We start from the raw sequence: 12,370 nt of genomic DNA, 5'->3' as shown, positions 1-12,370 counted from the left end.
TCGGAGCAATTGGGAGCGGATCGTGGACGACTACCGGCGGATCGCCGATGGGATCGCCGCCGACATCGCCGCCGGCCGGCTCGCCGCCGGACACCGCCTGCCGCCGCAGCGGACCTTTGCCCGGCAACGCGGCATCGCCAACTCCACCGCCGCCCGGGTCTATGCGGAGCTGGCCCGGCGCAGGCTGGTGACCGGGGAGGTCGGCCGGGGCACCTTCGTCCGGACGGCGACCCCGCCCCCGGAACCCGCCCTCGCCGAACCCGGTGACGTCCGCGTCGACCTGGAGCTGAGCTTCTCGGTGCTGCCGCAACAGCCCGCACTGCTGGCCGGTGCTCTGGCCGGCCTGCTCCGGCCCGAGGCGCTGGCAACCGCGCTGCCCCCGGTCGGCGTCGCCGGGACGCCCCCGGCGCGGGAAGCCGTCGCCGGGCTTCTCGGCCGCCCCGACTGGGCCCTGGACCCGCGGCAGATCCTGTTCACCGGCAACGGCCGACAGGCGATCGCCGCCTCCATCGCCGCCCTCGTCCCGGTGGGCGGGCGGCTCGGCGTCGAAGCGCTCACCTACCCCGTCGTCAAGGCCATCGCCAGCCGGCTCGGCGTCACCCTCGTCCCGCTGCCGATCGACCAGGACGGCCTGCTGCCCGAGGCCGTCGCCGAGGCACACCGCGCCGCCCCGCTCCGGGCCGTCTACCTCCAGCCGACCCTGCACAACCCGCTCGGCACGACCATGCCGGCGCACCGCCGCGCCGCGCTCGCCGACCTGCTCGACCACCTCGGGGTATACGTCATCGAGGACGCCGTCTGGTCGTTCCTCACCGACGCCCCGACACCGCTGGCCGCACTGGCACCGTCCCGCACCATTCTCGTCGACAGCCTCTCGAAGCGGCTCGCTCCGGGCCTCACCGTCGGCTTCGCCGCCGCGCCACCACAGCTCACCGAACAGCTCGCGACCGCGATCCGGTCCGGCGCCTGGACCGCCACCCGCTTCGCCTTGGACGCGGCCACGCGATGGCTCGGCGACGGGGCGGTCGCCACCATCACCGCCGGCAAGCGCCGGGACGCCCGCGCCCGGCAGGAGCTGGCGCGAACCCGGTTGGCCGGCCAGCTCCTCCGATCCGATCCGGACGCCTATCACTGCTGGTGGGAGCTGCCGGAGCCGTGGCGCGCCGAGACGTTCGTCGCGGCCGCGGCCCGCCGGGGCATCGCGGTCACCCCCGCCGCCGCGTTCACCGTCGAGACCAGCCACGCCCCCAACGCCGTACGGCTCGGGCTGGCCGCACCGCCGCTGCCGACCCTGTCCTGGGCGCTTGACACGCTCGCGGCGCTGGCCCGCTCCAGTCCGGAGGACGGTGGGCCGGAGTGACCGCCGAGCCTCTAGGACAACGCGCGGGCCAGTTGGGTGCGGGAGCGGATGCCGAGGCGACGGAAGATGTTGCGCAGGTGGTGGTCGACCGTGCGGGTGGAGAGGAACATCCGGCCGGCGATCTCCCGGTTGGTGGCGCCCTCCGCGACCAGCTGCGCGATCCGCAGCTGCTGACCGGTCAGCACCGCCGCCGCCGGCAGGCCCGGCCCGCTCACCGCCTCCCCGGCGGCCCGCAGCTCGGCGGCGGCCTGCTCGGCCAAGGCTGTCACCCCGAGGACGGTAAAAGTCTCGCGGGCGTCGTGCAGGTGCTCGCGGGCGTCTCGGGGCCGCCGGCTGCGCCGCAGCTCCCGGCCGAAGAGCAGCCCGGTGCGGGCCCGCTCGAACCCGCCCGCCGGGTGCAGTCGCAACGCGGCACGGAAGCCCTCCTCCGCCTCCGCGCTGCCCCTGGGGGCGAGCAGCGCGTGGCACCGCGCGGACAGCGCCCGCCGCGACGGGCTCGCCGTGCTGTCGGCCCAGCGGTCGAAGACGGCGAGGGCGGCGACGGCCACCGGCCGGTGCGCCGGGTGGACCGCAGCCTCCACCAGGTACGGCGTGGCCATCACCTGGACGAGGACCTGCCCGCGACCGGTGCCCGGCCGGGCCAGCCCCGCCAGCCGGGCCACGGCGTCGCCGGATCGCCCGTCGACGAGGTCCAGCACGGCCAGGGCCCAGCGCGCCAGGGCGGCGGGACGGCTCTCCGGCGCCGGGGCCTCGCCGATCTGGCGGATCAGCCGCAGGCCGGCGTCCCGGTCGGCGCGGATGGCGCAGAGCACCGCCAGCATGCCCAGGTGGACGCCGGCCCAGGTGGCCTGGCCGGTGATCCGGGCGAGGCGCAGCCCTTCCCGGGAGGTCTCCGCCGCCGCCTCGTGCCGGCCCAACCAGTACTCGGCGTCCGCCCGCAGCTCCAGCGCCCGCGGCAGGACTGCCAGCTCACCGCGCGTACGGGCCAGTTCGACGGCCCGGTCGGCGAGCCGGTGCGCCGTGGCGTCCACAGCCACCAGCAGGCCGGCCACCGAGGCGCAGGTCAGGGCGGCCGGGGTGAGGGCCTGGCCGGTCAGCTGGTCGGCGAGGACGACGACCCGACGCAGCGCGGGCCCGGCCCGGTCGTGATCGCCCCGCAGCGCCGCCGCGACCCCGGCGACGTGGGTCGCCAGCAACTCCACGCCGGGCCCCTGCCCGGGGCGACACAGCGCCGGCGCACGCCGCGCCACCTCGGCGTATCGGTGCTGGTCGCCGGCGAAGCAGACCGCCTCGCCGGCGCGCACCAGCGCGCCCAGGGCCAGGGCGCGATCGGCGCCGGCCAGCGCGTCGGCCACCGCCAGCAGCGCCGTCAGTGCGACGGGTGGCCGGCCGCAGCGCAGTTCCAGCTCGCCGCGCAGCAGCTCGGCACCGATCAAGGTCGGCTCCGCCGCGTCGGCGGGCAGCCCCTGCAACAGCAGCCGGGCCCGGTGCGGTTGACCGGCCGCCCAGGCGTGGTGGGCGGCGGCCACCATCCGGGCGGCGGCGGGGGCCGACTCGGCGCTGAGTTCGGCGGCGCGGTGCAGGGCCACCGACAGGGTGTCCGGGCGGCCCCCGCCCCGCGCCGCTTCCTCCAACTCGGCCGCCAGGGCCGGGTCCGGGCCCTCGGCGGCGGCGGCGAGGTGCAGGGCCCGGCGCAGGCGCTGCCCGACGCCGTCGAGCAGGCCGGCAAGGAGCAGGTGGGCGGTGCGGCGGTCGGCGAGGGGCGCCGTGGCCTCGACCATCGCCCGGGCCACCGGCTGCGGGAACGTCACCCCGCACGGCCCGATGCGGACCAGCCCCGCGACCTCGGCCGGGGCGAGCGCCTCGATCACCGTCCCGGCGGCGCGCGCGGCCCGTACCAGAGTGGTCGCGTCCAGCTCGTCGTCGAGGGCGGCGAGCAGCAGCACGCGTCGGGTGTCGGCCGGCAGCCGACCCAGCCGGGCCCGGTACCCGCGCCCCAGTGCGCCGTCGACCGGCGGTGCGGCGGGCAAGGGCTCCTCCCCCCGGCACTGGGCGGGGCTCAGGGAGCCGGCGAGGTCCACCAGCGCCTGCGGGTTGCCCCCGGCCACCGCGCCGAGGGTGGTGGCGACCGGGTCGGACGGTGGCGCGGGCAGCCGGCCGACGAGCACGGCGCGGCTGTCGTGCTCGTCGAGGGCCCCCAGCCGGTACGTGGGAATTCCAGCGGGTGCGGTGTCGGTCCCCCCGGTGAGCACGACGGCCACCGGTAGCTGGCGCACGCGGCGGGCCACGAACGCCAGCACCTCGGCGGTCGGGCGGTCGGTCACGTCGAGGTCGTCCATGGTGCAGAGCAGCGGACGCTCCCGGGCGGCGGCGGCGAGCAGCCCCAGCACGGCCATCGAGAGCGCGAGCCGCTGGTCGGCGGGGCAGCCCGCGCCGGTCAGGGCGTGCCGCAGCACCCGCCGGTGCCGGTCGGGCAGGGCATCGGCCTGATCGAGGATCGGGTCGAGGAGCCGTTGCAGCCCGGCGTGGGGCAGCGCCGCCTCCTCCGCGACCCCGGCCCCGGCGAGGACGGTGAAGCCCTGCGTGTGTCGGTGCGCGTAGTCCACCAGGGCGGTCCGGCCCGAGCCCGGCTCGCCCTGCAACAGCAACGCTCCCCCGCCGCCCGAGGCTCCGTCGAGCAGGTTCCGGATCGCCTGGCACTCGCCATCGCGTCCCCGCAGCACGGTTATTTGCACTGTCGATGCAGTAACCATGCAGCCAGTGTCACCTATTGGTAACCCTATGGAAAGAGGGCCGGTGACCCGCGTCGACCTCCTCGCCGGGGCGCGGCGTCAGGTCGCCGCCGGGTCGGCCAGCAGGGCGGCCACCATGCGGGTCATCACCGCCCGGGCCTGGTCCACGCCCAGCCCGAGACCGTCGCGCAGCATCGACCAGGTCGGCCACATGCTCGCGGCCACCAGGGCGTCGACCAGCTGCTTGCGGCCCGACCCGACCTGTGCCAGCTCCCCGGCGAACAACTGCTCGACCTCGTCGCGGACCCGGGCGATGTGCTTGAGACGGTTGCGGTGCAACTGCTCGGAGACCGGCTCGCGCATCTGCGCGGCCCGGGCGGACGGCGCGATGAGCTGGAGGAGCCGGGCCCGCTGCCGGCAGAACGCGTCGACCCGCTTGGCCAGCGGCAGAGCGGGCGAGATCGGCCGGTAGGCGGCGTCCTGCTGCCTCAGCAACTCCTCGCCGCTCGCCTCGAACAGGGTCTCCATGTCCTTGAAGTTGGTCCAGAGGGTGCGCAGGGAGATACCGGCCCGCTCGGCGATGCGCTCGCCGGTCGGCCGAAGGTCACCCTCGGAGATGAGCGCGAGGTGCGCCTCGACGATCGCCGCCCGGGTCCGTTCGGCCCGGGCGGTCCGTCCGTCGACCCGGCCCGGCGCCTCGGCACTGCCCATCGGCGCCGCTCCCTCCACCTCGTCACGCCGCCCGTGACGCCACCGGCGCCGAGTCTAGACGCGCGCCGGTCAGCCGGGCTGCGGCTGGCGCCGGCGCAGCTCCCGGCGGACCAGCCACGCTGAGGGGAGTCGGCCGGTCAGGAGACCGTCGGCACCCCGTTGGCCGGGGGCGTCGCCGGCGTCACGGCGTACTCCTTCACCGGCCCGTCGCCCTCGTCGGTCTCGTACGCCGGGCCGAAGTAGCTCTGCTTCCCCCCGCTCACCTGGCTCAGCCGCGCCCCGCCGTAGCCGGAGTGGTCGGTGGCGGAGAAGCGCAGCGGGGCCAGCCCGGGCCCCTGGAAGCCGCCCTTCGCGACGGCGGCAAGCAACGACTCACGGGTGAGGTCCTTGCCGGCGGCGAGGAGCGCCTGGACGAAGAGGTACCCGACCGCCATGCCGTAGACGCTGTTGCCGTCGAACGGCGCGTCGGCGTTGTGCGCCTTGTTCACCCTGGTGAAGAGCTGGATCCACGGGTTCTCGGCGTCGTCCTGCATCGGCAGGTAGTTGGCGCCGACCATGCCCTCCAGCAGCGGGGCGCCGGCGCCGAGCTGCTTGGCCAGGGTCGGGTGGTCGGCGCCGACGTTGGAGACCAGCCACTGCGGCCGGAAGCTCAGCCGCGCGGCGGTGCCGACGGACAGCGCGGTGAAGCCGGGCACGGTGGCGAGGATGACGACCTGGCAGCCGGCCGCCTTGAACGCGCCGATCTGGGGCGCCACGTTGGGGTTGCTCGTGACGTAGGTCTGCTTGGCGACCACGGCACCGGCGCCGAGGACCTTCTCCACGCCGGCCAGGCTGTCCCGGCCGAAGTCGTCGTCCTGGCCGAGGAAGCAGACCTTTCGCCCGGGCAGGCTGGTCTTCACATGGTTGGCCAGGATCTTGCCCTCCACCGTGTAGTCGGTGTTGAAGCCGAACGTGCCCGGGTACTTGTCGGGCTGGTCCCAGCTGCGGCTGCCGGAGGCGACGAAGAGGTCGGGCACCCGGTTGCTCTTGAGGAAGTCGAGCACGCCGCTGTGGGTGGGCGTACCCAGGCCGTTGACGACGGCGAAGACCTTGTCCTGGAGGACCAGCTGGCGCACCACCTGTTGGGTGTTCGCCGGGTTGTACCCGTCGTCCATGACCTTGTAGGTGATCCTCCGGCCGTGCACCCCGCCGTTGGCGTTGACGTAGTCGAAGTACGCCTTCGTGGCGGGCGCGATCTTGGAGTAGCCGGCCGAGGCCGGCCCGGTGAGCGGCATGTGGGTGCCGACGACGATCTCGGTGTCCGTGACGCCGGGAACCTGGCGGCCCCCGGAATCGGACTCCTCGCCGGTGCAGCCGACGGCGGTGACGAGCAGGGTGATGGAGGTGGCGATCGCGAGAGCGTGGCGTGCGACGCGTGGCATGTGGGACACCGACCTTCCTCGGTCCGGTTACTGGTGGTGGGGTGGTCCGGCGGCCGGTGAGGTCCGGCCGCCGGGTGGGACGGGAAGAGCAGCTCAGGTGCGCCGGGGCCGCCACCGGGCGAGCAGGGCGCGGCCGAGGCGCGACAGCAGACCCTGCACCCCACCGGGCGCGGCGATCATGACGACGACCAACGTGATCCCGAAGATCGCCAGCGGCAGGTTCCCCTCCAGCCGTTGCGCCACCGCCGGCGGGAGGGTGACCAGGTCGCTCACGGTGTGCGTCAGGTCGGGCAGGACGACCAGCAGGACGGCCCCCCACACCGCCCCGGCGAGGCGGCCGAGACCGCCGATGACGACGGCCATCAGCAGGAAGAGCGACAGCGTCAGGGAGAACGCCCCGGGCGACACGCTCTGCGCGAGCACCCCGAGCAGGGCGCCGCCGAGTCCGGCGCCCGCCGCGCTGACCACGAAGGCGAGCACCTGGGTGCGGGCGACGTGGATGCCGGCGAGGCGCGCGGCGACCTCGTCGTCGCGGACCGCCCGGAACGTCCGGCCGAAGCGGCTGCGGACGAGGTTGCCCAGCAGCAGCAGGACGAGCAGGGTGGCCGCCCCGGCGACCCAGAGCTGCCACCTCTCGTAGGGGAAGTAGGGGCCGAGCGCCGCCGGTGGTGGCTCGACGGGAACGGGCAGCCCCTGCTCGCCCTTGAACACGCCGTCGAAGGTGACGGTCAGCGCCGGCACGACGACGGCGACGGCCAGGGTGACGCCGGCGAGGTACGGCCCCCGCAGCCGGGCCGCGGCCACGCCGATGACGGCACCGACGGCGACGGTGGTCAGCAGGGCCGCGCCCAGCGAGATCGGCAGCACCCACTGCCCGGTGACGCCCCGGTCGGCGAACGCGTTCTGGCTCAGGGCGACGGTGTAGGCGCCGACGGCCATCAGCGCGCCGTGCCCCAGCGAGAGCTGGCCGTTCAGTCCGGTGAGGACGGTCAGCCCCGCGGTCGCGCAGAGATAGGCCGCCACGGTGGCGAGCTGGAAGTTGCGGAACGGCTCCAGGCCGTAGCTGACGGCCACCAGCAGTAGCGCGGCGACGGCGACGACGGCGAGGTGGCGCAGCAGGGTCGAGCCACGGGGCCCCCCGGCCGGGCGTACGCCGGCGGTGGGTCTCCGGCTCGCCGGTGGGGCCGCCGCCCGGGTGGCGCTCACACCTGCCTCGCGGCGACCGGGGCGAACAGACCGGCGGGGCGGACCAGCAGCACCGCCAGCAGCAGGGCGAGCACCGCGAGGGGGGTGAGGTCGCTGCCGACGTAGCCGCTGACGTAGGAGAGCAGGAGACCGACCAGGAGGCCACCGACGACGGCCCCGGGTGGGCTGTCCAACCCGCCGACGACGGCCGCGGTGAACGCCGAGACGAAGACCAGGTCCATCGCGTGCGGGTGCAGGCCGAGCTCGGTGGGGACGACCAGCATGGCGGCCAGGGCGCCGACGCCGGAGGCCAGCGCCCAGCCGAGGGTGAGCATGCCGCCGACGTTGACCCCGAGCAGCCGGGAGACCTCGGGGGCGAATGCCGCGGCGCGCATCCGCAGGCCGACCGCGGTACGGGTGAAGATCCAGGCGAGGCCGACGACCACCACCGCGATCGTGGCGAAGACGAACAGGTCGAACGGCGAGAGGACGGCGACTCCGCCCACGCTCAGGGCGGTCCGGCGAAACGGGGTCTCGGCGGGGCGGTACTCGTTGCCGTAGACCATGCCGAGGACGGCCTGGATCAGCAGGACCAGCCCGAGCGCGACGATCACCGGGTTGAGCGGGGACCGGTGGTCGACGAGGCGCATCACGGCCACGTCGACAAGCGCGCCGAGGAGCAGCCCGGCGACGACCGCGGCCAGGAAGCCGAGCCAGTAGGAGCCGGTCGCCGAGGTCACGCTGTGGGCCACGTAGGCGGCGGCGACGGCCATCGCTCCCTGGGCGAAGTTCACGATCCGGGCGGCCCGCCAGATCAGCACCAGGGCCAGGGCGGACGCGGCGTAGACCGAGCCCCTCGACAGACCGTCGAGGGTGAGGAAGACGAAGCGGTCCAACAGTCCTCCCTCCGAGGGACGGGTGGTCAGAATCCGAGGTACGCGTGGCGCAGGTCGTCGTCGTCGCGCAGCCGGGCGGCCGGGGCGGCGGCGACGACCCGGCCGAGGGCCATCACCACGCCCTGGTCGGCGACGGAGAGCGCGCTGCGCACGTTCTGCTCGACGAGCAGCACGGTCAGGCCGGTGCTGTCGCGCAGCCGCCGCAGCAGGGCCATGATCTGGGCGACCACCAGTGGTGCCAGGCCGAGCGACGGTTCGTCGAGCAGCAGCAGGCGGGGCCGGCCGACCAGGGCCCGGCCGAGGGCGAGCATCTGCCGTTCGCCGCCGGAGAGCTGGTGCCCGAGGTGTCGTCGCCGCCGGGCCAGCGGCTCGAAGAGCTGGTAGACCTCGTCGAGGGCGCGTGCCGCGTCGGCGCGGTCGCGTCGCCACAGCCCGCCGAGCCGCAGGTTCTCGTCCACGGTGAGCTCGCCGACCACGCCACGCCCTTCCGGCACGTGGGCCAGGCCCCGCCGGACGAGTTGCTCCACCGGCACGCCGCGCAGGTCCTCGCCGTCGAGGACGATCCGGCCGGCGGCGGGGCGCAGCATGCCGGAGAGGGTGCGCAGCAGGGTGGTCTTGCCGGCCCCGTTGGCGCCGACGACCGCCACGATGGCGCCGGGCGGGACGGAGAGGTCGATGGCGTGCAGCACCGGCGCCGCGCCGTAGCCCGCGACCAGCCCGTGGACGGCGAGCAGGGCGTCGGCGCTCACTGCGCCGCCTCGCCGGCGGCGACGCCGAGGTAGGCGTCGGTGACCGCCGGGGCGGCGCGGATCTCGTCGGGGGTGCCGGCGGCGATGACCCGGCCGAAGTCGAGCACCACGATCTCGTCGCAGACCGACATCACCAGGTCCATGTGGTGCTCGACCAGCAGCACGGCGCAGGGGTCGGTGTCGCGGCGGGGCAGGTCGCGGATCAGGGTCGCCAGCTCGGCGATGTCGTCGGCGCCGAGGCCGCCGGCGGGTTCGTCGAGCAGGAGCAGCCGGGGGCGGGCGGCGAGCGCGCGGGCCAGGGCGACCCGCTGGCGTACGGCGAAGGGCAGGGTTCCCGGCAGAGCGCCGGCGTGCCCGGCGATGCCGAGGCCGTCGAGGGTGTCGAGGGCGTGTCGGCGCAGCCGGCGCTCGTCGCGGTCGCTGCGGGGCAGGCCGAGCAGGGCCGGGAGGAAGCCGGCCCGGGCGGTGTGCGAGGCGCCGGTCATCACGTTCTCCAGCACGGTGAGCCCGGCGAACAGGCCGGTTCCCTGCAGGGTCCGGGCGATGCCCAGGCGGGCGAGCTGGTGCGGTCGCGGCCGCAGCGCCCGGTCGTCGAGGGTCAACGACCCCGACTGGGGCGTGACGAAGCCACAGATGACGTTGAACAGAGTGGTCTTGCCGGCCCCGTTCGGGCCGATCACGCCCACCACCCGGCCGGCCGGCGCCCGCAGCGACACGTCGTCGAGAGCGGTGAGGCCCCCGAAGCTCACCCCGACGTGGTGCAGTGCGAGCCCCTGCTCCATCACGCACCCCCAAACCTGCGAAGGTTATTTACACTGGCAGTGTACATTTCTGAGCAGTATCGTCAATATCTTCGATGCCTGGCCATCCACGATCAGCGGGAACATCCGCCGAGCGGGTCGGAGGCCGAGTGGTTTCCACACCCACCGGGCACGCGGGGACACGACCTCTTCCCGGCATCCCGCTCAGCTCCCCACCCCCGGGACCCGGGCCGGCGCGGGCAGGTCGGCCAGTCGCGCCAGAGCCGCCCGGTGCCGGTCGGCGGCGCCGAAGGCGATCGTGCCGGCCTTGGCCCGCTTGAGATACAGGTGCGCGGGGTGCTCCCAGGTGAAGCCGAGGCCGCCGTGCAGCTGCACGCAGGTCTCCGCGGCGGACACCGCGACCGCCGCGCAGTGTGCCTGGGCGAGCGCCGCCGCCAGCGCCGTGTCCGGGTCGCCGGCGGCGAGGCAGTCGGCGGCGTAGCGGGCGACCGCCCGGGCCTGGGAGAGCTCCACCCAGACGTCGGCGAGCCGGTGCTTGAGCGCCTGGAACGAGCCGATCGGCCGCCCGAACTGGTGCCGGTTCCGGACGTGCCCGACCGTCGTGTCCAGACACCACTGGGCGACGCCGACCTGCTCGGAGGCGAGCAGTGCCGCTCCTGCGGTGAGCGCCTCGCCCACCGCTCTGGAGGCCGCCGCGCCGGCGGCGATCCGCCTGGCGGGGGCACCGGAGAACACGATGTCGCACAGGGGCCGGGTGGGGTCGAGCGAGACCACCGGTGTCATCCGCACGCCCGGACCCCGCGCGTCGACGGCATGGAGCCCGTCGCCGGCCGGGACCAGCAGCAGGTCGGCGGGGAGGGCGTCGGCGACGCCGGTCACGGTGCCGGCCAGCGCCGGACCGGGGGCGACCTCCACGGCGTACGGGCGCGCGTCGGGCGCGGTGGCGAAGGGGACCGCCAGTGCCGCGGTGTGCCGGCCGGTGGCGAGTTGCCCGAGCAGATCGACCTCGCCGCAGGCCAGCAGCGCCCGGGTGGCCACCACGGCGCTGCCCAGGAACGGCACCGGCGCGACCGCCCGGCCCAGCTCCTCCAGCACCACCGCCACCTCACGGAAGCCGGCCCCGGCGCCGCCGTGCTCCTCGGGCACCGGCAGGCCGGCGACGCCGAGCTGACCGGTCAGCCGCGCCCAGAGCACCGGGTCGTACGGTTCGTCGCCGTCGAGCCGGGCCAGGGTCCGCCGCCACGGGGCGTGCGTGGCCAGCAGTGCCCGCAGGCTGTCCCGCAACGCCTCCTCGTCGGCGCCGTAGAGCAGGTTGGTCATCGGTCCGCCCGGGGCTCGGCGGGCAGCCCGAGCACCCGCTCGGCGATGATGTTGCGCATGATCTCCGAGGTCCCACCCTCGATCGAGTTCCCGCGGGCGCGCAGGTAGCGGTAGGTGGCCGTGCGACCGAGCAGGTCCGGCTCCTGCGGGCGGCGCATCGTCCAGTCGTCGTGGCGCAGGCCCTCCCCGCCGAGCAGTTCCAGCTCCAGTGCGCTGATCTGCTGGGCCAGGTCGGCGAAGGAGAGCTTGACCGCGGACCCCTCCGGGCCCGGTTCGCCGGCGGCGAGCTGCTGGCGCAGGCGCAGGGCGGTCAACCGGGCGGCCTCGGCCCGCACCCACAACCGCAGGACCTCCTCGTGCAGGCCGGCGGTGCGCAGTTCGGGGCGCGCGCGCCAGGTGCGGGTGAGCAGACCGATCATTCCGCCCTCACGGGGCAGCGGGCGGCCACCGATGGCGACCCGCTCGTTCATCAGGGTGGTCCGGGCGACCCGCCAGCCGTCGCCCGCGGCACCCAGGCGGAGGGCGTCCGGCAGCCGGACGCCGTCGAGGAACACCTCGTTGAACTCCGCCTCGCCGGTGAGCTGACGCAGCGGTCGCACCTGCACGCCGGGGGCGGTCATGTCGCAGACGAAGTAGGTGATCCCCCGGTGTTTCGGGGCGTCGGGGTCGGTCCGGGCCAGCAGGAGCGCCCAGCGCGCCCGGTGGGCCATCGACGTCCACACCTTCTGGCCGTCGACCACCCAGTCGTCGCCGTCGCGCACGGCGCGGGTGCTCAGGCCGGCGAGGTCGGAGCCGGCGTCCGGCTCGCTGAACAGCTGGCACCAGATCTCCTCGCCGGTCCACAGCGGTCGCAGCCAACGCCTGCGCTGCGCCTCGGTGCCGTGCCGCAGCAGGGTCGGCGCGGCCATGCCGAGCCCGATGCTGTTGCGGCGGGGCCGGTTGTCCGGTGCCCCGGCCCGGGCGAGGGCCTCTTCGACCACCGACTGCAGGCGCTCCGGGGCACCCAGCCCGCCGAGCCCGACCGGGTAGTGGACCCAGGCCAGCCCGGCGTCGAACCGGGCGCGGAGGAAGCCGGTACGCCCGCCTGCGGGGTCGTGCCGCCCCAGCAGCTCGGTGACCAGGCCCCGCAGCCGGTCGGCGGTGTCGTCCGACACGTGCGACCTCCCCGGAATGTATTTGCACTGTCGATGCAATATAGACCGCCGTCGGGCGGGACGGAAGCCCGGCGGCGCACC

The 12,370-nt window shown here is 75.2% G+C and carries 10 protein-coding genes; 1 reads left to right on the top strand and 9 read right to left on the bottom strand.

Annotated elements, in window-relative coordinates; all coding sequences use genetic code 11:
• Positions 1 to 22 precede the first annotated feature (22 nt).
• A complete protein-coding gene (locus GVV04_RS24490; RefSeq protein WP_161690866.1) occupies positions 23 to 1,360 on the top strand; it encodes an aminotransferase-like domain-containing protein in 1,338 nt (445 codons plus the stop codon).
• Between the two features lie 11 nt (positions 1,361 to 1,371).
• Here the strand turns inward: GVV04_RS24490 and GVV04_RS24485 are convergent, their stop codons facing one another.
• The 9 genes from GVV04_RS24485 to GVV04_RS24445 form a co-directional block, all read right to left on the bottom strand.
• Positions 1,372 to 4,083 (bottom strand): helix-turn-helix transcriptional regulator, encoded by a 2,712-nt coding sequence (locus tag GVV04_RS24485; RefSeq protein WP_328822550.1) that lies wholly within the window; start codon positions 4,081 to 4,083, stop codon positions 1,372 to 1,374.
• A 108-nt stretch (positions 4,084 to 4,191) separates the two neighbouring features.
• The gene (locus GVV04_RS24480; protein WP_161690862.1) at positions 4,192 to 4,803 is read right to left on the bottom strand and encodes a TetR/AcrR family transcriptional regulator; all 612 of its coding nucleotides are present in this window, start codon (positions 4,801 to 4,803) and stop codon (positions 4,192 to 4,194) included.
• Between the two features lie 137 nt (positions 4,804 to 4,940).
• The gene (locus GVV04_RS24475) at positions 4,941 to 6,224 is read right to left on the bottom strand and encodes an ABC transporter substrate-binding protein (RefSeq protein WP_161690860.1); all 1,284 of its coding nucleotides are present in this window, start codon (positions 6,222 to 6,224) and stop codon (positions 4,941 to 4,943) included.
• 93 nt (positions 6,225 to 6,317) lie between these two features.
• On the bottom strand, positions 6,318 to 7,430 hold the full coding sequence (locus tag GVV04_RS24470; protein WP_161690858.1) for a branched-chain amino acid ABC transporter permease: 1,113 nt from the start codon (positions 7,428 to 7,430) through the stop codon (positions 6,318 to 6,320).
• On the bottom strand, positions 7,427 to 8,305 hold the full coding sequence (locus GVV04_RS24465) for a branched-chain amino acid ABC transporter permease (protein WP_161690856.1): 879 nt from the start codon (positions 8,303 to 8,305) through the stop codon (positions 7,427 to 7,429). The genes GVV04_RS24470 and GVV04_RS24465 overlap by 4 nt, the downstream gene beginning before the upstream one ends.
• Positions 8,306 to 8,331: 26 nt before the next feature.
• A complete protein-coding gene (locus GVV04_RS24460; protein WP_161690854.1) occupies positions 8,332 to 9,054 on the bottom strand; it encodes an ABC transporter ATP-binding protein in 723 nt (240 codons plus the stop codon).
• Positions 9,051 to 9,836 (bottom strand): ABC transporter ATP-binding protein, encoded by a 786-nt coding sequence (locus tag GVV04_RS24455; RefSeq protein ID WP_161690852.1) that lies wholly within the window; start codon positions 9,834 to 9,836, stop codon positions 9,051 to 9,053. Before GVV04_RS24455 ends, GVV04_RS24460 begins: the two co-directional genes overlap by 4 nt.
• 183 nt (positions 9,837 to 10,019) lie before the next feature.
• Positions 10,020 to 11,135 carry an acyl-CoA dehydrogenase family protein gene (locus GVV04_RS24450; protein ID WP_161690850.1) on the bottom strand — a complete coding sequence of 372 codons (1,116 nt, stop codon included), beginning with the start codon at positions 11,133 to 11,135 and terminating at the stop codon, positions 10,020 to 10,022.
• Positions 11,132 to 12,289: an acyl-CoA dehydrogenase family protein gene (locus GVV04_RS24445; protein ID WP_328822548.1), complete on the bottom strand. Its 1,158-nt coding sequence runs from the start codon at positions 12,287 to 12,289 to the stop codon at positions 11,132 to 11,134. The genes GVV04_RS24450 and GVV04_RS24445 overlap by 4 nt, the downstream gene beginning before the upstream one ends.
• Positions 12,290 to 12,370: the final 81 nt, after the last annotated feature.

The sequence above is a fragment of the Micromonospora rubida genome (assembly GCF_009908295.1).
Taxonomy (GTDB): domain Bacteria; phylum Actinomycetota; class Actinomycetes; order Mycobacteriales; family Micromonosporaceae; genus Micromonospora; species Micromonospora rubida.
This window is presented reverse-complemented; position numbering and strand designations above follow the sequence as displayed.